This window comes from Prevotella sp. P4-119 (assembly GCF_002251345.1).
Lineage (GTDB): Bacteria > Bacteroidota > Bacteroidia > Bacteroidales > Bacteroidaceae > Prevotella.
Genome location: NZ_NPJB01000085.1, coordinates 38,012 through 58,638, shown reverse-complemented (window position 1 = coordinate 58,638; position 20,627 = coordinate 38,012). Strand labels below are relative to the sequence as shown.

The window sequence follows — 20,627 nt, the reverse complement described above, 5'->3', positions numbered from 1 at the left end:
GGGGTGATGGCTGCATAAATCAATTTTCCTCGTTGGTCTTAGATACGGATACCGAAGAGGGTGCTGACGAATTTTGACTGAAGGGTAATGGTGACCCCCTGATCCATAGCCGCTTTGAGCTCTTTACCACCCTTCTTTACCTTGCAGAGCGAGATGTCTTCACCCTCTACCGTGCTGACTTTCAAAAGACCGATTTCCTTGTTGGCTGTACGTCCGGCAATCTGGCGACTTACCTTGATGCTAAACCAAGTTTCGGTGTCGATACCGTGTAATGTGCCCAAATCGATATAAACCTCTTTGGCTTCATCCTTCTTCAATTTGCTGATTTCGAGGATGTGACCGTATAGGGGAGCTATGTTTTCGAGCAATCTGTCGATAGCATTCGAGGTACCAACGCTTGTCACTGCACTCTGAATGGCTTTTTCCTCCGATGCATCGTGGCCGGAATTTTCGTTGGTCTCACTGGCAACGATGGTACCGTTTTGTGGATTCACAAATTTAAGGGTGTAGCTACAGGTGGCAGTATAAGTGCGCTTACCTTCTTTATCAGTTTCAGATTTAGTGGCAATCGAGTTGATTCTACCTTGAAGAATGAGGTTGGCACCAATGGTCACCATGGTCTTCATACGATCCATATCGCCTTCTGCAGAGGCTTCAGGACTCTCGCGTCGTGATTGCTCCAGTTTGAGCGATTTGTCAGAATCCACGTCAATCAGAATAATGCGCTTGCGATACTGAATGTGTTCAATCACTTTGTTGCGCAAAGCTTCAGCTTGTGAAAAACTGAGGTTCTGTGGACGGTTGAAATACTCGATGTAAACAGTCTTCTTTACTTCCGACTGTTCGTTCTGTGCGCATACGTTGGCGCAGAATCCTAAGAGAAGAATTACTGTGAAAACGAAAGAGTTGCGCAAGGTGTACTTTTCCATATTTATAAATCCTTTAAAATTGTTATTGATTCTTAGAAAATCGTTATTGGTGGTGCAAATATACGTTTTTTTTATTGATTAATAAAATTTAAGTCTTTAAAAATTACTCCTCAACATGATTTTTATACGCAATGAATATGTTTTTTACCGTATGATAATTGTTTTGTGGCGTTTCTCATGCGGTTGCAATCCTGTCTGAAACGGTCTCATTTTCCATCGCATGACGATGACCCCTATATAAAAAGATGTAGTGTAGAAATCCTGTGGATAAGTGTTATATTTGATGTAAACTACTGATTGTTCATCTGTTATCATGCGCGTGTAACATAGATTAAGGTATCCATTCTTTTTTTGTAGTAACATGCATTCCCATTTTTTTTCGCCCACTTTGATATTTTTCCCTTTCTTCTTTTTCCTGATGTGATGATGCGAGCCTACGAGATCATGAAGGCCCCTGTGCCTGCAGAACTGCTTGGCAAGTGGGAAACCATCCACTATACGCACATGATCAATGGCGAGAATGTTACCGATATTGATATTCTCAATGGCGATGAATGGAACAAGCAGTTTTACCACACATTAGCTTTTTCAGAAAATCACAAAATAAACAAATGGGATAGATTTGGAAGCCAACTCTACGACCAATGCTTCATGTTGAAGGGTGACAATATCACTATTGCAGGAAACTTGACCGATCTCCTTTTCCCACAATACAATTTCTCCGTGCCGCTGCAAATCAAGACATATTTCTCTGGTGTGAAAGGTTTGGCTGCACATATTGGTGTGCAGGCTGGCATACTCCTCTCGGCAAAGGATAAGATGACTATACACAGCATACGCACGATGAACCTCGGCAACGACGTATCATCAATGTACCTATGGGAATCGTACAAAGAGAAGAAATCGGAGAATGTGAGCAGCAAATTCCGCAATGTCGTTATTGGCATTCCCCTTGGAGTGAGCTACGAATGGCGACACATCACCCTCGATGCCTCCTATTGCTTCGAACTGCGACAAGCTATCAATCTGGAGACAGACAACCCCGGTGGCTGGGACTTCAACAACTCTCGCACCGCACGCAACCATGCCATCTATATCACAGCAGGATATAAGTTCACGCTATAAGCAGAACCACAATATCTAATGTCCCACACGGATTTTTAATGCCGCACACGGACGACACGGATTATAGTTAAAGATTATTTTTAAGATTCTATTTAAGATTTACCATAGGTTATTTTTCTCGCGACTCGGCAAAGAATAAATTTTTGGATTTATTCTCTGCTCTCGCTGCTCCAAAATTCGAGCCTGTAAGGCGATCCCCATAAAAACCCTTCCCAGAAGCGAGGAACTTGAGCGCATTTTGGTCAAGGATTTTTATTTAAAGATTATTATTTCTGGCCAAAGGCCATATTTCATTAAAGATTTCCTCCAAAGATTTCTTGCGCTCGCGCAACCCCCCAAAAAACATCCGTATAAATTCCGTCTAAGATCCGATGATTTCCTTCAAAGATTTACCTATGGTTTGTTTTGTCGTGACTCAGCATAGTGAAAGCGAACGTTTTCGTTAAGCCAGATGAGCAGAATAAAGCTCGCTTTAATTCTGCCATGGCGAGAAAAGGTGCCATGAAATGGAACTCTCACTATGTCTTCGCTACTCCAAAACATCTTGCCGTAGGCAACTAAAAAACATCCGTGTACTCCGTGGATCAAAAAAATATCCCCCGATATTTTGTTTTTCGCAACCGATTCAGTAACTTTGTCACCACTATGAGTTTCACAACCACCATACTGCAATGGTACCAGAAAAATGGACGGATGTTGCCTTGGCGACAGACACGAGACCCATATGCCATCTGGCTCTCGGAAATCATACTGCAACAGACACGCATTGAACAAGGACAACCCTACTGGCAACGCTTCATCGAACGCTGGCCTACCGTTGATCACCTCGCACAAGCCTCTGAAGACGAAGTACTGCGCTTATGGCAGGGACTGGGCTATTACAGTCGTGCCAGACATCTGCTGCAGGCAGCCCGTCAGGTGGTGGCAATGGGAGGATTCCCCAAAGACATGAAAGCGCTGCGCAGCCTGAAAGGAGTAGGCGACTATACCGCAGCAGCAATAGGAAGTATAGCCTTCGACCTCCCCGTTGCCGTGGTCGATGGCAATGTCTATCGCGTCCTTTCAAGATACTACGGCATCACCACCCCCATCAATTCCACAGCAGGCAAACACGAGTTTGCTGCCTTGGCACAACAGCTGTTGCCCGAACATCAAGCTGCGGATTATAATCAGGCGATGATGGATTTCGGTGCATTACAATGCACCCCCAAAGGACAACAGTGTCAGCGGTGTCCGCTCCAGGAAACGTGTGTGGCATGTCGTGAAGGACGTGTCGATACCTTACCCGTAAAACTCAAAACCGTCAAGGTGAGTGAACGCCTCATCACCTATATCTATATAAGGTGTAACGGACAGATCGCCATTCGCCGACGTCCCGAAGGCGACATCTGGCAAGGACTCTGGGAACCGCCAATGATCTCCCCCGATGCGTTACCCGCCGAAGGCGGCCACCTGACCCTCGTGTGCAGTAAACTGCGCCACGTACTGACCCATCGTGTCATCCTGGCAGACTGTTGGCTGTGGGAAACAGCCACCCGACCACCCCTGTCCGACGACTACATCTGGATAGACGAGTCAGCCATCGACCACTATGCCGTGTCACGATTGGTAGAGATAATGCTACAAAAGATACATACCAACAACGATTGATCATATATAAGTCTATGGCAGAACATAACGAACTCGGAACATGGGGAGAAACCCTTGCTGCAGAATATCTGGAAAAGAAAGGATATCAGATTCTCGAACGCGATTGGAAGAGTGGCCATCGCGACCTCGACATCATCGCCATGGATGGCGACACCATGGTGATAGTAGAAGTCAAGACCCGTCGCAACCGGCTGTTCACCGACCCCGAAATGGCAGTAGATTATCAGAAGATCACCAATCTCCAGCAGGCAGCCAACCGTTACGTCAAGATGAAATATTACGATGGCGACCTACGTTTCGACATCATCTCCATCGTAGGCACCCCCGATACCACCCATACCATCAACCACATCATCGATGCCTTCTGATCCTCCCCATCATTCAACACCGCACACGGATTGTACAGATTTTTACGGATTTTATTTCCGTCTAATTTCCGTTTAAATTCCGATGATTATTTCTTGCGAAGCAACATCTTAAAAAAGATTTCCTCCAAAGATTTCTTGCGAAGCAACTAAACATCCACGGAACACACGGACGACACGGATTATTGTTAAAGATTATATTTCCGTATAAATTCCGATGATCCGATGATTAGTTAACTAAAGATATTTAAATATTTAAGTCGATATTTGGAGATAAATAAAGAAATAACTATATTTGCACCATGATAACAGAATATGGAATAGAAGCAAAGTCAAATTCAGAGATTATCTCAGAATTGGGAGGACGATTCAAGCAATATCGTCTATTCAGCAATCTCACTCAGAAAGAGGTGGCTATAAAGGCAGGTGTGAGCATTTTCACCATCAGCCAGTTTGAAAAAGGCGAAGCTAAGAACATAGGCTTTGGCACTATTCTTTCTCTGTTGAGGAGCATCGGATTCCTGCAGGAAGCAGAGAAATTGTTGCCGCCACTGCCAATGCTGCCTAATCAAGTGAAGAAAATGAATGAAAGGGTAAGACATGAAAGATAATGTAGTACAAGTGAATTTATGGAATAAGAATGTGGGCTTGTTGTCTTGGGATGACAAGCGGGGCTACTCTGTCTTCGCTACTCCAAAACATCTTGCGCTCGCGCAACCCCAAAAACATCCGTTTTCAGAAACAGTAAACTATAACGCCTGGTGTGAATTGGCGTTGTCCAAGAAACAGGAACAGTCCTCGCGAAACCTATTTTCCCTTTCCAAAATCAGTAATACTATAAGCTGTAAGAATTGAAAGTCATGATGTCAATGACCTGCCCCATGGCATCTATTTTTAAGCACCCGATGGATTGCCGCAAAAACATATGATAGAATGCCTCAAAAATTACAAATGGATTATATTAAAAATTTAAAACAAAACACATCAAAAAATTAAAATTTGTTTGGTAATCAAAGTAATATGAGTACCTTTGCACAGAACAAGTTTTAACTATAAATATTCTTAAAATGATAAAAAAGGCACTTTTTTCCAGTTTTGTCTTGATGGCAATGACGGCTGCTGCTCAAAAAACAACGATAACAATCGATGTAAACAAGCCGTTACATGCAGTTTCTCCTACACTTTTTGGTATTTTCTTAGAGGATATCAATCTTTCTGTGGATGGAGGTCTCTACCCTGAGTTGGTGCGCAATCGCTCTTTTGAGGATGCGGATTCGTTATGTTTTTGGCAATTCCGCTCTTTGCAAGGCGAAGCCAAAGTGAGAAAGGCAGACCTTTCTAATGCGAAAAATCCAGCAGTTCCTCTCAACGCCAGAAACCGACAGTTTTTGAATGTTGATGTGCAAGGTGATTTTACGCTTTCTAATGATGGCTACTGGGGCATGAATGTGGAGAAAGGAGAGAAATATGACTTCTCTATTGCTTTGCGCACTCCTAACTCTTATCAAGGAAATATGAAAGCCAAGATAGTTGTTGGTGACAACGTGTTGGCAGAAACTGACATCTCTGATGTAACAGGTCATTGGAAATATACTAAAGCCACATTGATTCCTACGGAAGCAAGTACCAATGCACAACTTGTCATTGAAGGCAACGGGAAAGGCGAGGTGTGTATGGATATGATTAGCCTTATTCCTCAGAAACGATGGGGAAAGAGCGGTGTGAGGAAAGACCTGGGTGAAGCCTTGGACAATCTTCATCCTACCTTCTTGCGTTTTCCTGGTGGTTGCTGGGTAGAAGGAGAGGTAATTTCTCAGCGTTATCAATGGAAGAATACCATCGGTAATATCGACAGTCGCATACCTTTATGGAATATATGGGGATATACAGCAACTCATGGCATAGGATATCATGAATACTTGCAGTTGGCTGAAGACCTTGGCGCAGAACCGTTGTTCTGTATTAATGCTGGAGTCTCACACAAGGAGACAATACCGTCCGATGAGATAGACCAGTGGATTCAAGATGCGCTTGATGCCATTGAGTATGCCAACGGTCCAGTAACGAGCGTATGGGGAGCAGCCAGAGCTCGCAATGGTCATCCTGCACCTTTCAACCTAAAATATATAGAAGTGGGAAATGAGAACTTTGGTAGTGTCTATTTCAAGAATTTCGAGTTGATAGCCAATGCCATCAAGACTCGTTTTCCAGAAATGCAAATCATCTCTAACGACTGGAGTGGCTCACATCCTTCAACTCCTTCTCATGCGATGATTGACGAGCATTATTATAATACGCCAGATTGGTTCATACTCAATGCCAATAAATATGACAATCGCAAGCGTGGAGGAGAAAAAGTGTTTATTGGTGAGTATGCCGTAACTAGTCAATGTGGAAAGGGTAACCTCAGAGGTGCCATTGGTGAAGCTGCATTTATGACGGGATTGGAGCGCAATTCCGATGTGGTGGCTATGGCTGCATACGCTCCTTTGTTCTGCAATGTGGAGCATCAGCGTTGGCCAATCAACTTGATTAATTATGATAACCATCGTTGGTATGGTCTGCCTAGCTATTATGTACAGCAAATGTTTGCTGAGAATCAGGGCACAGTTACGCTGCCTGTTTCTGTGACGGGAAGTCCACTTGTGGATATTCCATCTAGTTCAGGTGGCATTGGTCTGGGTACTTGGAATAATACTGCGGAGTTTAAGGACTTGAAGGTTACTACGCCAAAGGGCAAAGTGCTGTATCAAAATAATTTCTCATCTGGCATTGATGATTGGGAGATGCAGGGTGATGGAGAATGGAACGTTAGCAATGGTGTGCTTAGTCAAAACTCTTTGGCAGCAGAAGTTACTGCTTTTGTTGGCAAAGACAATTGGCGAGAGTATGTTGTTACTTTGAAAGCTCGTAAGTTGTCGGGTGAAAATGGTTTCCAGATATACTTCCATCATCAGAAGGGAGAAAACAATCGTACTCGTTGGGACATTGGTGGTTATAGCAATTCCATCAGTCAGATGCAGACGATTATGGATTCTCATAGCATCAACTATTCAATCGAGCCAGGACGTTGGTATAACATCCGTCTGGAAGTATCCCCTCTCACGGTTAAGGGATATATTGATGGCAAATTGGTGCAGCAGGCTTCGCTTACTGATATAAACAGAAAGACAGTTTGTGCCAGTGCACAAAAAGACGAAAAGTCGGGTGACATTATTGTCAAGGTTGTGAATACCGGCAAAAAAGATCTTACCACAAAGGTTCTGCTCAATGGAATCGGAAAGGTGGCTGATCTGGCAGAGGCAACAGTCCTTTCTTCAGGAAGTAGTCTTGATGAAAACAGCCTAGATGCTCCAACTAAAGTTGTTCCACACAAGGAGCAGGTACGTATCAATGGCAATCATTTACTACATAAGTTCCCTGCAAACTCTGTTACGGTATTCCGTATTAGTAAGAAGTAATTCATAAAATATGTATTCTAAAAACTGAACTTTCGTAAAGGTGAAAGTTCAGTTTTTTATTATATAGGTTGTTTCGGAATAAAAATAAAAGCTTTTGTTACAAATCTAGAAATGTTTCGACCTGTACGGTTGAAACATTTTGTTTGAAGATTATATTTAAGATTTTGTTTTAGATTTCGAGCATCTCCGATGCGATCCAAAATAAATCCCTCCCAAAAGCGAGGTACTCGAGCGCATTTTCAGTTAGGATTATAGTTAAAGATTTTATTTGCTGCCTCCCTGTATTACAGATTATTTCTTGCGAAGCAACATCTTAAAAAAGATTTCCCCCAAAGATTTCTTGCGAAGCAACTAAACATCCACGGAACACACGGACGACACGGATTATCGTTAAAGATTATTCTAAAGATTATAGTTAAGATTTCGAGCATCTCCGATGCGATCCATAGCAAATCCCTCCCGTAAAGCAACGTACTGTTGCGCATTTTGGTCAAAGATTTTAGTTAAAGATTATTTTTGTGTAGCCTATTAATCATCGGATCTTAAACGGAACTTAAACAGATTTCTTGCGAAGCAACATCTTAAAAAAGATTTCCTCCAAAGATTTCTTGCCGTAGGCAACACAATAAACATCCGTCTAATTTCCGTCTAAATTCCGATGATCTGTGTGCCTTTCTAAAAACTGTAATACTGTAAGCTGTAAGAACCACCAATGATTATGATGTCAATGACCCGTCCCTGTGACATCCTGTGACATCTCGACGGGGCGTTCCATAACCATCGTTTCATTAGAAGCGTTACTCCCAAATAGCAATTCTGGGAATCGGGTCATGTTAGTGATGAAATCGTAGAAAGCATCTGCATAGATGGCGACACCATAGAGCAAGACAAATGCCACTAATGGAATAATCGCAAATCGCTCTTTCTTGTACAATAGAAGAGGGACAATGATACGTAGCAGAAGTGCCAAGCCTAATGCTACACGTACTATCCAATTCTCAACATACATGGTGTGATTTAGCGCAAACAAGAAGAAGCCAAACACAGCCATGTCAAGCACATAGAACCCTTTTCTCAATTCATTCATTTTTCAATCTCCTTCCTTTCATCTTTCTTGGGCATACTGATGGCCATAAACTGATTGTTTGCTTCGGCCACACCGATTATCCCTTTTGTTTCTTCTTCATCCCATCCGAAATAGGAGTAGTATTCTCCTTCCATTTCCTTTCGGAAAGAAAACCAAAGTTTTTTATATTCAATACGTGTGACGTTCTCCCCCTTAGAAATGTCATAGATACCACACATACCGTTTTTCCACACAACACCATACCGATGAACAGGGGAACTTACCATCAGGCTGTCGCATTCGTCTAATGGAATTTGAGGAATTGGAGGATTAGCAATCGAATCCACACAGATTGTGTCTGCAGCAGCCACCCCACTTCCATTTGCAGGATAGATAATACCTGTTTCCAAATCAATGGAATCAACTGCTTCAATTTCTTGGGCAACAGCATTTGTAGTCATCAAGACAAGCAACGCAATAAGATTCTTCTTCATAAACATATTGATTAATTATTCAACCTTTATGCCTATAAAGAGATAACCGCTACACTAAAATCTATCAGTACAGCGGGCGATTTTTCAAATCATTTTTTTTGCTAGGGAATGGTGTAATCTATATACCAAATTATATCTTGTCAAATTTCCAGTTCTTTTTACCCAAGAACTCTTTACATCTGCTACAGAATGATGGGGTGTGCCCAAACTGATTTTTCCCTTTGGCATCAACCATTATACAATTTTTATCGGAGCAATGATTAAGACCGAATGCATGTCCCAATTCATGCAGCATAAGACGATTAAAGTAGAGCTGAGTGGTTGCTTTTGTTTTAAAACGTGAGGTAGTTACCACAGAAAGCCCTTTGTCTGTTCTACTTATACCCATACAACGAAAATGTTCCTTCCCATGATTATTGTAGCAAATATCTTTATCGGTAAATCCAATAAGGACATCCGTTTTCCTTATCCGTCTTAGTTGGTTGAGTATTGACGAACCTGTATAGCATCCCTTTGGTTTATATCGCGCCCACTCTGGCAGGTTAATGGCACTTGCCTTTTGTACACGAGGGTAATATTTCTTCAATTCTGCTATAGCGTTATCAGTAATCTTTTCAGAAAACCCATTATAATTATACACATAGACAGTTTCTGTCCCTATTGTTTGGCCGTATATTGAAGCAGCCCAAATCCAAAACCAAGCTAGAGCAATTAACCGAGATTTCATGCTTCACCTCCTTTGCTTATCTGCTTTATTACAAGTTTCCTTTCCTTGAAAACTTCGATTGGCATAGGCTCCACGCCATTTTGTTCTGCTAACTGATTGTAGAAAGCATTAAGAACGTGAAAGATTTTCCCAGCGTCATGACCTTTCTCTCTTAGATACCCAACGAGAACGGGAGGTTCCTTTCCGTTATCGGCTCCATAAAACACCCAATAAGTGCATAAGGCAATATCAGTTCTATGTAGTCCTTGGACGCATGAGATAAAGAATTCGCCCTGATCAATAAACTCACAGAATTTGGGAAAGTCCTTCACCATATTTGCAATAGTATCCATCCCCTTATGTACTGGATAGTGGAAGTAGGCTATCCCATTTGCCAGACATATCTCTTTATACTTGTCTCCCTTATAATCTTGCCGTAGGTCTTTCACCTGTTTGATGCCTCCCTCTACAAGTGCTTTCCAAGCATAACTCTGATGGTGTGAAGACATTGTCCGTCCCCTCATACCGCCATACACAAAAGCTGCATCAGGTATTTTTGCCAGTTCTATTCTATCCCTATCCATTGGCCTTTGTTACTTTTAATTCTGCCTCTTTCCTCATTTCTATAAGTTCACCATCGTTCTTGATGTTTTTGAATTTAACCAGCACTTTGCCAGTTCTGTCAATAAACCCATTGATGTTTACTTCCTGATCATCAGTCATGCCATAGCCATCTTCGTCCATATAATACATGCCATCAGGATTCAATTGCCATCGCACTTCCGCTACACCATTTTTGTATTTCAAGATGAACGAGGGAAAATGAAAATCCAGTTCCTTTGCCCTTCGGACTGCATCTTTATCAATATTGAGGAGTGAATCCCAGTCAATATCATCCAATCTTACAGTTACCAGGTTTTGGGATCTATTCATAAACTCATAAGCACACTTTGCTCGGTGATCCATCAGATAACGAGGTTTCCAATACTCCCAAATTGCTTCATTGACTACACACATATCATCACCAAGATCTTCTGTTTCAAAAGGACGATTCTTATATATTTCAGTGTTCAGAACTGTGTATAGTTTCTCTGCTTCACACTCCCGTCTCATGATCTTATTCAAAGTTTCAATGATACTCATAACTCATAGTTTTTAATACTTCAGAGGTGAACAATTAATAATATATATTATAAGCTAGAAGCTCTAACAGGGCCAGAGGAATATCTAGGTGTATCCCACAAATTATACAACGAAGACTGTCGGTCATTGGCGATTCTCTCCCACTTAAGTGCCTCGTCATAATCTCCATAGCGGATAGCATCATGATATTTGTCAACTGCTATATCCATTTCCTTATGCAAATTAGAACTTTCTTCCAGTTTTGTATGGTTCTGTTCGTGTATGGCATCTGCCATAGAATGCGAAAATGCATTAGCAGGAAGACCACTCATTATATCAACACTCATAGGATCACAGAATCGAGTAAAACCAAACATATCAGTAACAGAAATCATATCCATGCCTGGAAACAATGGAGAATAGTAACCCATACCAGCATTAGGGGCATAAGTAAACGTCTGATTTCCCATGAAATCCGACTGTGAGCTAAAATACATCATATCTTCCATAATCAAATCAATTCTTTATTTGCCCCTTTATTCACCATAATCATATAGGAGGAGCGTTCCAAATATGTGGCATCCTTTATTAAAATAGATGTCATTATTTGGAAAAACTATCACTACCAAATGCAAAAAACAAAGAACTCAGGCCATGCAAGGATTTGGCAGGAGATTGTTTATAACCTCAGATATTCTGTTTATTTCAGCTTGCCAAAATTCAACACCTTCTATATCATTCTTATCTTTTGATGATTGATAAGCTGACTCTGCATGGTCTAGATCAAGACAATATTTAGATAATGTACTTTTAATATCTGGAGGAACATCTAAACATCCCCTCTCTAAGAGAAATTGTTCAAGATATAAATCTTCTATAAATAAGAAATCATCCATCGCTATGTAAATTAAACAATATTTGTCTACCAAACCACTATAAACTAAAATCCTTTCTGCGTGATTAGCACGCAGAAAGGATTATTACATATTAATCATCTATTCCTGGTGCTACAGCTGGAGTGCCGCTGTAGTTAGGCGTATCCCACAAGTCGTACAACTCTTGCTGATGAGAGTTTGCAATGTTTTCCCATTTAAGTGCTTCCTCATAGTTTCCGCTATCCATTGCTTTGTGATAATTGTCAACGGCCAAATCGCGCTCTTGCTCCAAGGTGTGGCTTTGATCCAGTTTTGCTTGATTTTGTTCATGCATAGCATCTGCCATTGAGTGAGAAAAAGCATCAGCAGGAAGGCCACTCATAATATCAACATCCATTGGATTAGCCAAATGGGTATTACCAAACATGTCAGTCACAGGTTGAACACCTCCCATTGGCCCCATCCAATCCAAAGATTGAATACCAGAATAATCAAAGGAGAATGGATCAATGTAATTTGTTGTTGGCATAGACAAAGATAATGTCGGATCAAATGGTGGCAAATTGAATTGGAACAATGCATCATTGAAAGGCATGTCCATAGCGGGGAACTGTTGGAACATGTTATAAAGCTGTGGCCCTTGGGTTGCAAAATCAATCTGATGGCTGTAATCTTGAAATTGTGTGAATGTGTTATAATCCACATTTGCTACCTCATTAAGATGACCATCGACCAGTCCATTAGAAACCATACTTTGAGTCGCATCAGGAGTAGCTATGTCCGTTGATACCATAAAACAATTGGAATCAGACCATGCATCCATAAACTGGTCAAGAGGATAGGGCTGTGCAGGATGCCCATTACCAGGATCCGTTATGATTACCATCGGGTTGTCTGGATCGGTCATGTCTATACCTGCGACAATAAGGGCGTGGTCTGGTGTGTCACCAAAGAAAATATCTTTCAACCAATCCCATATGGAGTTATCCCATAATTCTCCACTATCCACACCTACAATAATTTTATGTCCCTGAGCCAACTCGTTGACCAAATCATAGACATTTGCTCCTTCAGTTTGGGAACAGGGAACCCCGGCGTCGTTAAGGAGCTTTCCTATGTCATCCATTCTAGTACCAGAACCATCGTTAGCATACCATCCATGCTCAATGGAATACTGCACACACTGATCTTCGGTTACAGGAATACCGAAGTCGTTAAGAATCAACTGCTGAGACTTGATAGCACAAGTGTCACTGTAAGTTTGCTGAATTGGATTTGTAAAATCTCCAACAACTCCATTAAATTCTAAATCTGCCATTTTGTCAATTTTTTATTGTTTCTATTATGTTTCATTTCATTATGTCGAATCGTATAGGAATTATATTCCAAATATGTGACATTCTTTATCATTATAGATATCAAAATTGGGGAAAACTATCACCACTGATTTATTAATATAATTAACGCTCTCAGAATGTGCCATAAATATCAGTTTGTTGTATATTTCATATATTCTTTTTCGCTATCTTCTGATATTTTTTCATGATTATACCATAACGAGACATTAATATATATATCCGCAGAAGAATCTAAATGAAGTTCAGAGTATGGCATAAACAATTTAAAATCTCTAAAGTCGGAATTCTCGTAGGATGGACAAAAATCCTTACCTACGGCAACGTCTCCATCTGTCGTTTTATAACTTCCATTTGTGTCTGTTAAGGCGGTTCCGTCTGAGTAATAGAAATATGCAGAGACTCTACCTTCTTTATTTAACATGTTGTGTGCTTTAAACGCTATATGGATTCTCATGCCTTTAGTCCCATCATCATCATAGGTGCTGTGGTCAACCCATACTTTAACAATTTCACCGTAAGGATCAGTGCTTGCATATTGAGTTATATCCACACGTTTCTCAATATCATCCGCAACAACAGTGAAATAATCCGTTCGTTCTTTCCCCTTGTTTTTTTCAACTCTAATAGTCAAACTATTACCATCTTTTGTTAGGGATACCCATTTTTCAACCTCAGTCCCAATTTTCCATTCACCATCTGTATCAATTGTTATGGTTTCTGACTCTCCTTTAGAACTCAAACGAACATCATCATCAGAAATATTCAAATATGATGCTTTTGTCTGGTCATCACTAGCATCGATAAGTGTTTTATCAGAAACTAATGGGGTTGGAGTGTAACTTGATTGAGAATTTTGGTTATTTATGTAAATGGCGACCCCACCAAGAATGCAACCCAAAAGGAAAATCCAAAGGAAAGCCTTGGCACAACCACCATTACTATCCTCGTTAAGTTTCTTGCCACATCTTCTACAGAACTTCGCTTCATCAGGATTTGAAGTACCACATGATTTGCAATTCATTTTTTTTCTCTTTTTTTGTAGTTATGACAAAACTCTATATACTTTTTTTTTAGCGTTTCTTTATGTATAACACTATCTACAAAGTCTTTAGTGGTATCAATCTTACAAACATCGGAAATAAATACTATGGATGCATTCTCAAATTCTTGACGTAGGTAAAGATCCTTGGCCTGGGCTTTTGCATCAACTATTGTCTGCTCTTTTTCGATTTGATAATTCGATATTTTATAATAGACCGCAGTTAAAAGACATCCTATGAGAATATACAGTATGGGAAACGACTTTCTTATGTATTTCTTAAATAGATTCTCTTTTCTTTTCGTTTCTTCTGATTGCATATTAAATGTCTGTGGAATGGGGGTTAATTCTGTACCACATTTTCTGCAGTATTTTGCATCCTGCTCGTTTCTTTCTCCACAATGATTACATTCGATAAATGCTTTTTCTTCTATTTCTTTCCTAGGAAATTGCACCGTGGATTCATTAATTATTGTATTGGGTTCATCCTGGAGAAAATCAACAATAATTGCAGAATAATTGTCACCCGATTTTTCAGAACATATACTATCAATTATGTCCAGTGCATTAGTAACGTTCCGATTAATCATAGATTCTTCTATCTCTTTGTCTCTCATTGCATCATTAATTCCATCAGAACATAAGAGCATACGGTCATTGTTTTCTATCTGCAAGTTGTCAACTTCAATCTGGACATTAGTCTTGCCTGCCATAACACAACGAGTCAACAAATTCTTATGAGAATTATCGAAAGCTTCCTCTTCTGTCAAAATTTCGGCATCTATCGCCTCCGCTACTTTTGAATGATCTTTTGTCCTAAATTTCTTTAGACCGTTCTCGTCAAACAAATAGCAACGGCTATCCCCAATATGCCCTACGAGAATGTTCATCTTATTAATAACAGCAACAATTAGTGTTGTCCCCATTGATTTCTTATCATCAAATGTGTTGACTGCAGTTAGGGTTGATTGCGCAACATTTACAGCATCCTGAAGATCCTGAGAATCATATTCTTCTTTCCTCAAACTTTTTAAATATTCGAATACGGTATCAGCAACAGTTTGGCTTGCTACTTCCCCATGTCCATGCCCGCCCATGCCATCGCATAAGATGATAAACCTACTATCAGGATTGTACTTTTCCTTGAAAAGCACGTAATCTTCATTATTATCACGTTTTCCTTGCTTGGAAAAACCGCCAATTGTTTTAATACGAATCATATTATCTACCTATTTTAGTAACTGCTATTGATTATAATGAAATAATTCTAGTTTTTATACCTATCCAAAGAAGAAATAGTATGAAAGCTAACAGATACCACCATCCACTCACATCTTTCTCTGGCTCACGTTTTATATGGTTATCGTCCATTAATTTTCCACAATGACGACAGTATTTAGAATTATCGTCATTTTGAGTTTTGCAATTACAACAGACTTTCATATTTTTCAAATAACAAATTAGCTTCTCATAGCCCATGACAATCCCGCACCACAAGCAATGGCAATCCAAATAGTTGGATACCTAGGTGCCCCATTCCAATAAGCGATTATACTACCAATGATACCAATAAAGCATAATAACCCAACTATCACTTTAAATGTACTTCCGCCATCTGAAGATTTCGGATCTTCTTGGACATCAAGTATTCTTCCACACGAACGACAAAACTTTGCAGTATCATCATTCTTCGCTTTGCAATTATTACAGACTTTCATATACTCAAATTATTTATTGAAACCAACTATACACCCAAACTCCTAAACCAATAAGCACTATCGCTATAATTAAAGTTGCTGCAAAAGGCACTCCCAAAATGCTACATGTCATTACTCCTCCAATGAAAATAATCCAGAACAACAATGTTCCTATTGTTTCACCTTTAGATTTCTTCTCTAATGCATTTCCACATAAACGACAGTATTTTGCACTATCACTATTAATGGTTTTACAACTTTTGCAGATTTTCATACTTAAACTTTTATTATGTTTGTGGAACCGCAATAAGGACAATGGCTTGTCTTGTTGTCTATTTCAGGATCAACCCACGAATGCTTGCATGATTTGCACAACCATTTCTGAGGAGTAGAAGGGCCTGTTGGCGGCCAAGGATCACCATATTTATGACCACATCTGTCACAGAACACAGCATTGTCAATACGTATGTTACCGCATTTTTGACATTTTTCTTTAGGTTTAGCAACCTGCTCTGTACCGCATTCTGGACAAAATTTTACTATAGAAGGTATCATCTTGCCACATTGAGGATTTATACACCTTTTTAGTTTCGGCTTATCAGACTCTTCAAAGGCATCTTTTATTTCTTTGCAAGTTTGGTATCTATGCTTGGGATTTTGCATAGTACATTTAGTTATTATTGCAGCCAATTTTGGCGACTTTACCTCATATGAGGGGTCTGTACTACCAGTACTTAAGAAATGAAGCACCTTGCCAAAAGAATATATATCTGATGTATAACCTAATTTTGCGCCTACCTGTTGCTCTGGAGAAGCATATGCTAAAGTCCCCTTAAAAGTAGATTCTCCAGTTTCTGTGGTCATGGTTAGTTTTTCTACTCCATCCACAATGGCTGCATTTTCACCAACCACTCTTGCTATACCAAAATCAATTATTTTTATATAACCATCCAACGTTCTAAACAAATTGCTAGGTTTAATATCTAAATGAAGGATGTTATGGTCGTGTGCATATTGAAGTCCATCAAGGACTTGAAAGGCAATCTTTTTAATAGTAGCTTCATCAAGCCCACTTTTTGCCTTTTGCTCAATATACCTTTGTAGATCAAGACCATTGAGCCACTCCATTTCCAAAACGGTGAATGAAGTTCCATTGGCTTGCTGATGAGGATAAGCATCCAAAATTTTAATGATATTGGGATGGTCTAATGTAGTTTGTAACCGAATCTCTTTTAAGAACTGCTGAACGAGTTTTGGTGTGTTGGCTGCTTTATCTGGCCTAACAAATTTGAAAGCTCTTGAAAAGCCTCCTTTTTGCCCCTTATATACTAATGCCATTCCGCCCTTATATGGAGGCTCTATCAATGTATAACCATTTATTTGCATATTTTTTTCTTTATATCGTTACAGATTCTATTATTTTATTTTTCTATCACTGATAACTTATTTTTTCAATTGAAAAGATGTACGTCCGGCCCTAATAATCCATCCATCTTGTAGTTCTGCACTTTTCCTTGATATGGGATAATTTTGCAAATCTAATGGCTCCATATTATTCAATATAGTAGCTTTTGTTTCGCTACAAGTGGTGATGGTGTAACTCCATTTTCCATAGGCATTTTTAGTCACAGCAATAGCAAAGTGATTCCTACTCATAGAAGGGTCGTCAAAATGAAAGTCCATATTATTTCCACGACCAAAAGTGTTAATCCCCTCTCTAAGTTGGATGACTTTACCATTAGTATAAATTTTTGCAATTGGCTCAGGTGGCGGTGGCGGCGGTAATATTTTAGATGTAATGCCACCCAAACATGTAGCAAAATTATGATCATACGCACCTTTTGTGCCTGTAAGATTTCTTATAATTTTTACATTCTGAGCATTATGTGAAATAAGATGCTTCTCCAACATTTCTCGAATTAAAGGGATAGCGGTAGAGCCTCCAACAAATAACACTTGTCGTACGTCTGACCAATTTCTACCAGCAGTATGAATCATTGAATCACACGACTTTAGTGTTAAAGCAATTTTATCTTGAATGAGTTCATTAAATTTACTCCTATTTAGTGAAACTGATACTCCATTTGAAAATAGTTGCGTTGCCTTCTCGTGTATGGATAATGTTTCCTTTAGCCTTTTACAAGCTGCATAATCTTCAAGTTTTTCTTCTCTTAATAGGGGTTTCCCCTGTTTCTGGCATTCGCTAAATACATGTTTGTAAATTGCAGCATCAAAGAATTGTCCACCACACTTGTCGCCACTATTATTGCCTATTAGTTTGGGTTCTTTAGCATTAGACATATCCAAAAGGACTGGATCGAAAGTCCCTCCACCTAAATCATAAATGAGAGATATTCCTGGATTTTTTAAGCCCATAATGTATGCATAATGTCGAGCTGCTGCTTCAGGCTCTGGCATGAATTCGATATTAACGAATCCTGCTTGACTAGCAGCTTCTCGCATGACATCAATACGACGGTCACTTTCAGTATAAATTGCAGGTATTGTTAAGACAACAGAGTCGCAAATCTGATTATTATTCTCTATCTGAGAACACTCCTTTACATATTTCAGTATTTCTCGCACGATGTCAACATATTGAACACCATTCAAGTCAATCTGTTCGGCAATGCTCAATTTGAACTCCTGTTTAAAACTTTCAGGCATCTTAAGTCTTAATGGCTCTGCATTTTGACATACTTGTATTTCCTTGTTGGGAAGGACGCATGCTATTGTCGGGAAAAATTGAGTATTCCCATAAGTGACGATATGGGGTTTACCGTCTATTTGTATAGCTGCAGCAGTGTTACATGTACCGAAATCTATACAAACCCAATTACTATTTGAGTTCTTTTCCATAAATATCTATATAAGATGTTTGATTGTCTTTTTGGGCAACAATTATACTTTGAGATGTTTTCCATTCTAAAACATCATATATGGCTGGTATTTGAACTTGGCATCTTTTTATATCAAGAACCCCCATTTTCCCGTTTTTACAGAAAAATAGGTAGCGAGGGCTGTTAGTGGATATACGTTGAATATAATCTGCTAATTGGGTGTAATTTGGTACCGTTATTTTCTTATAGCTATAAGCCAAGATAAAGACAGAAATGCATAATATAATTCCCCATAATAACATCCAAGGCAAATAGTGTTCAGGCCTCCATTGATACGGCTCAATCATGTTTAATTCAAACAAGATTGATATAATAATAAGTAACATCGAAAGGTAAAACAGTAATTTCCAAATTAAACTAACTGGCCATTTTAACACTGACGCAGGAACAAAATCGTAACTAGGGAAAGTATCCATGACATTCCCCTCAGACAATTCTTTTCCACAATTCCTGCAGAAACGAGCCCCTTCGATATTGTTACTATTACAATAAATACATTTCATCTTATTGATAATCATTACCATTAATGTCTATCACAATTCTATTGCCATCTTTTAATGCGTTCAGAAGTTTACCTTTGTCAAGCCACGTTAATTCTTCATAAATAGGTGATAGCTTCATTCTTATATTTTGAACATCAAATAATCCAAACTTATGAGATTCACTTGTGCCTCGTGCAAATAATACATAGTGAACATCTCGGCTATCATACTTCTGAATATAATCATTATCACGCAGTCCTCTTTTTTTCCTTGTTCTATTTACAAACACTTTGTTTTTTGCTAAACGATAAACCAACGAGGATACAATTATTACTGCGATTAAAACACCGATACCTGCGGCAACTTCCTCTATCAATACATAATCTCTAAAAAACGCACCTTCTATAATAAGTCCTCCACTTATGAAAGTGAAGAATAATATAATCAGGAGCATTATAGCACAAAAAAGGCTAGCCCATGAAGATTGCTTTAATTTGTAGGTTCCCACAGGCTCCATATTATGCTCTTTCCACCATGCTTTGTTATGTGTCGTTAAGGGCCTTCCACAAGAACGACAAAACTGAGCATCTGGTTTGTTGTCAATATTACAATAAACACATTTCATAGTTTTATTTTTTTTGTTTATTTCTCAGCCAGAATAATATAGCCGTTACTAAAGATGCTATAATAAGAGCAGACATCCATTCTTGCATATAATAGCTCTTTCCGTCACTATTCATGGCGAAGGGGTCACTATAATAAAGATGTTGAGAACCATCAAAAAACTTGTGATAACTTTCGATGGGGAAAACAACACTTATTAAGCAGTACAAAGAAATAACAAGACCAACCCAAAACAACGTATTAAAAAGGCCATAATACGATCCCGTGGATTTATCAATTAACTTTTCTCCACATACTCGGCAGAACAATGCATTATCTGGATTCTCCGAATTACACTTTTTACATTTCATAATTGTCACTATTTAAGAGATCTTCGCCTGTTTTCTAACTGATTAATAATTTCGTCTTTACCCCACACAGTCAATTTTATGTTCTTGCCATCCGAAAAAGAAATTGTAAGGAATGAAAGGAATCCTTTCTTATATCCTATAATATCCTTGATTTCAAATATTCTATCCTCAAGATTACCGACATTAAACGAATGGGCACGAAAGATAAGTTGAGAAGGAGTTATGATGATTTTACCTCCTATAGAGTTAAAGCCTGTATTGAAATTAGCTTTGTGTTCTATAAAATCCGGGAATGCAGATATTAACTCATTACCGCAAGAACGGCAGAACTTTGCACCGTCCTGATTCTCTGTGTTACATTTTGGACAAATCATATCTTTGTAA

The 20,627-nt window shown here is 39.3% G+C and carries 25 protein-coding genes; 6 read left to right on the top strand and 19 right to left on the bottom strand.

Annotation, left to right across the window (positions count from 1 at the left end):
- Positions 1-38: 38 nt before the first annotated feature.
- On the bottom strand, positions 39-929 hold the full coding sequence (locus CIK89_RS10715; RefSeq protein ID WP_094391364.1) for a hypothetical protein: 891 nt from the start codon (positions 927-929) through the stop codon (positions 39-41).
- 423 nt (positions 930-1,352) lie between these two features.
- Between CIK89_RS10715 and CIK89_RS10710 the strand changes: the two genes are divergently transcribed.
- The 6 genes from CIK89_RS10710 to CIK89_RS10690 all read left to right on the top strand — a co-directional run bounded on the left by CIK89_RS10710 (position 1,353) and on the right by CIK89_RS10690 (position 7,530).
- Complete coding sequence (locus CIK89_RS10710; RefSeq protein WP_094391363.1) at positions 1,353-2,054, top strand: outer membrane beta-barrel protein; 702 nt, start codon at positions 1,353-1,355, stop codon at positions 2,052-2,054.
- Positions 2,055-2,477: 423 nt separating this feature from the next.
- Positions 2,478-2,615, top strand: a complete 138-nt coding sequence (locus CIK89_RS13610) for a hypothetical protein (protein WP_158215014.1) — start codon at positions 2,478-2,480, stop codon at positions 2,613-2,615.
- 84 nt (positions 2,616-2,699) lie between these two features.
- Positions 2,700-3,704 carry an A/G-specific adenine glycosylase gene (gene mutY, locus CIK89_RS10705; protein ID WP_094391362.1) on the top strand — a complete coding sequence of 335 codons (1,005 nt, stop codon included), beginning with the start codon at positions 2,700-2,702 and terminating at the stop codon, positions 3,702-3,704.
- A 14-nt stretch (positions 3,705-3,718) separates the two neighbouring features.
- Positions 3,719-4,072, top strand: coding sequence for a YraN family protein (locus CIK89_RS10700; protein WP_094391361.1), 354 nt, complete (start codon positions 3,719-3,721; stop codon positions 4,070-4,072).
- A gap of 299 nt (positions 4,073-4,371) precedes the next feature.
- The gene (locus CIK89_RS10695) at positions 4,372-4,680 is read left to right on the top strand and encodes a helix-turn-helix domain-containing protein (RefSeq protein WP_094391360.1); all 309 of its coding nucleotides are present in this window, start codon (positions 4,372-4,374) and stop codon (positions 4,678-4,680) included.
- A gap of 456 nt (positions 4,681-5,136) precedes the next feature.
- A complete protein-coding gene (locus CIK89_RS10690; protein WP_094391359.1) occupies positions 5,137-7,530 on the top strand; it encodes an alpha-L-arabinofuranosidase C-terminal domain-containing protein in 2,394 nt (797 codons plus the stop codon).
- Between the two features lie 724 nt (positions 7,531-8,254).
- Here the strand turns inward: CIK89_RS10690 and CIK89_RS10685 are convergent.
- The 18 genes from CIK89_RS10685 to CIK89_RS10605 form a co-directional block, all read right to left on the bottom strand.
- On the bottom strand, positions 8,255-8,617 hold the full coding sequence (locus CIK89_RS10685) for a hypothetical protein (protein WP_094391358.1): 363 nt from the start codon (positions 8,615-8,617) through the stop codon (positions 8,255-8,257).
- A complete protein-coding gene (locus CIK89_RS10680) occupies positions 8,614-9,090 on the bottom strand; it encodes a hypothetical protein (protein ID WP_158215013.1) in 477 nt (158 codons plus the stop codon). The genes CIK89_RS10685 and CIK89_RS10680 overlap by 4 nt, the downstream gene beginning before the upstream one ends.
- Positions 9,091-9,220: 130 nt before the next feature.
- On the bottom strand, positions 9,221-9,817 hold the full coding sequence (locus tag CIK89_RS10675; protein WP_094391356.1) for a matrixin family metalloprotease: 597 nt from the start codon (positions 9,815-9,817) through the stop codon (positions 9,221-9,223).
- Complete coding sequence (locus CIK89_RS10670) at positions 9,814-10,380, bottom strand: hypothetical protein (protein WP_094391355.1); 567 nt, start codon at positions 10,378-10,380, stop codon at positions 9,814-9,816. Before CIK89_RS10670 ends, CIK89_RS10675 begins: the two co-directional genes overlap by 4 nt.
- Complete coding sequence (locus CIK89_RS10665) at positions 10,373-10,939, bottom strand: hypothetical protein (RefSeq protein ID WP_144007406.1); 567 nt, start codon at positions 10,937-10,939, stop codon at positions 10,373-10,375. The genes CIK89_RS10670 and CIK89_RS10665 overlap by 8 nt, the downstream gene beginning before the upstream one ends.
- Before the next feature lie 47 nt (positions 10,940-10,986).
- Positions 10,987-11,427 carry a hypothetical protein gene (locus CIK89_RS10660; RefSeq protein WP_094391353.1) on the bottom strand — a complete coding sequence of 147 codons (441 nt, stop codon included), beginning with the start codon at positions 11,425-11,427 and terminating at the stop codon, positions 10,987-10,989.
- A 138-nt stretch (positions 11,428-11,565) separates the two neighbouring features.
- Positions 11,566-11,814 (bottom strand): hypothetical protein, encoded by a 249-nt coding sequence (locus CIK89_RS10655; RefSeq protein WP_094391352.1) that lies wholly within the window; start codon positions 11,812-11,814, stop codon positions 11,566-11,568.
- A 91-nt stretch (positions 11,815-11,905) separates the two neighbouring features.
- On the bottom strand, positions 11,906-13,111 hold the full coding sequence (locus CIK89_RS10650; protein ID WP_094391351.1) for a hypothetical protein: 1,206 nt from the start codon (positions 13,109-13,111) through the stop codon (positions 11,906-11,908).
- A gap of 170 nt (positions 13,112-13,281) precedes the next feature.
- Positions 13,282-14,172: a zinc-ribbon domain-containing protein gene (locus tag CIK89_RS10645; RefSeq protein ID WP_094391350.1), complete on the bottom strand. Its 891-nt coding sequence runs from the start codon at positions 14,170-14,172 to the stop codon at positions 13,282-13,284.
- The gene (locus CIK89_RS10640) at positions 14,169-15,410 is read right to left on the bottom strand and encodes a protein phosphatase 2C domain-containing protein (protein ID WP_094391349.1); all 1,242 of its coding nucleotides are present in this window, start codon (positions 15,408-15,410) and stop codon (positions 14,169-14,171) included. The genes CIK89_RS10645 and CIK89_RS10640 overlap by 4 nt, the downstream gene beginning before the upstream one ends.
- A 240-nt stretch (positions 15,411-15,650) precedes the next feature.
- A complete protein-coding gene (locus tag CIK89_RS13365; protein WP_144007405.1) occupies positions 15,651-15,908 on the bottom strand; it encodes a zinc-ribbon domain-containing protein in 258 nt (85 codons plus the stop codon).
- Positions 15,909-15,921: 13 nt separating this feature from the next.
- A complete protein-coding gene (locus tag CIK89_RS10635) occupies positions 15,922-16,161 on the bottom strand; it encodes a hypothetical protein (protein WP_094391348.1) in 240 nt (79 codons plus the stop codon).
- Positions 16,162-16,163: 2 nt separating this feature from the next.
- A complete protein-coding gene (locus tag CIK89_RS10630; protein WP_094391347.1) occupies positions 16,164-17,273 on the bottom strand; it encodes a serine/threonine-protein kinase in 1,110 nt (369 codons plus the stop codon).
- A 57-nt stretch (positions 17,274-17,330) separates the two neighbouring features.
- Positions 17,331-18,746, bottom strand: a complete 1,416-nt coding sequence (locus CIK89_RS10625) for an Hsp70 family protein (protein WP_094391346.1) — start codon at positions 18,744-18,746, stop codon at positions 17,331-17,333.
- A complete protein-coding gene (locus CIK89_RS10620) occupies positions 18,727-19,305 on the bottom strand; it encodes a zinc ribbon domain-containing protein (protein WP_094391345.1) in 579 nt (192 codons plus the stop codon). The genes CIK89_RS10625 and CIK89_RS10620 overlap by 20 nt, the downstream gene beginning before the upstream one ends.
- A complete protein-coding gene (locus CIK89_RS10615) occupies positions 19,292-19,894 on the bottom strand; it encodes a zinc ribbon domain-containing protein (protein WP_144007404.1) in 603 nt (200 codons plus the stop codon). The genes CIK89_RS10620 and CIK89_RS10615 overlap by 14 nt, the downstream gene beginning before the upstream one ends.
- 4 nt (positions 19,895-19,898) lie before the next feature.
- On the bottom strand, positions 19,899-20,243 hold the full coding sequence (locus CIK89_RS14040) for a zinc ribbon domain-containing protein (protein ID WP_094391343.1): 345 nt from the start codon (positions 20,241-20,243) through the stop codon (positions 19,899-19,901).
- Between the two features lie 8 nt (positions 20,244-20,251).
- On the bottom strand, positions 20,252-20,617 hold the full coding sequence (locus CIK89_RS10605; RefSeq protein WP_094391342.1) for a zinc ribbon domain-containing protein: 366 nt from the start codon (positions 20,615-20,617) through the stop codon (positions 20,252-20,254).
- Positions 20,618-20,627: the final 10 nt, after the last annotated feature.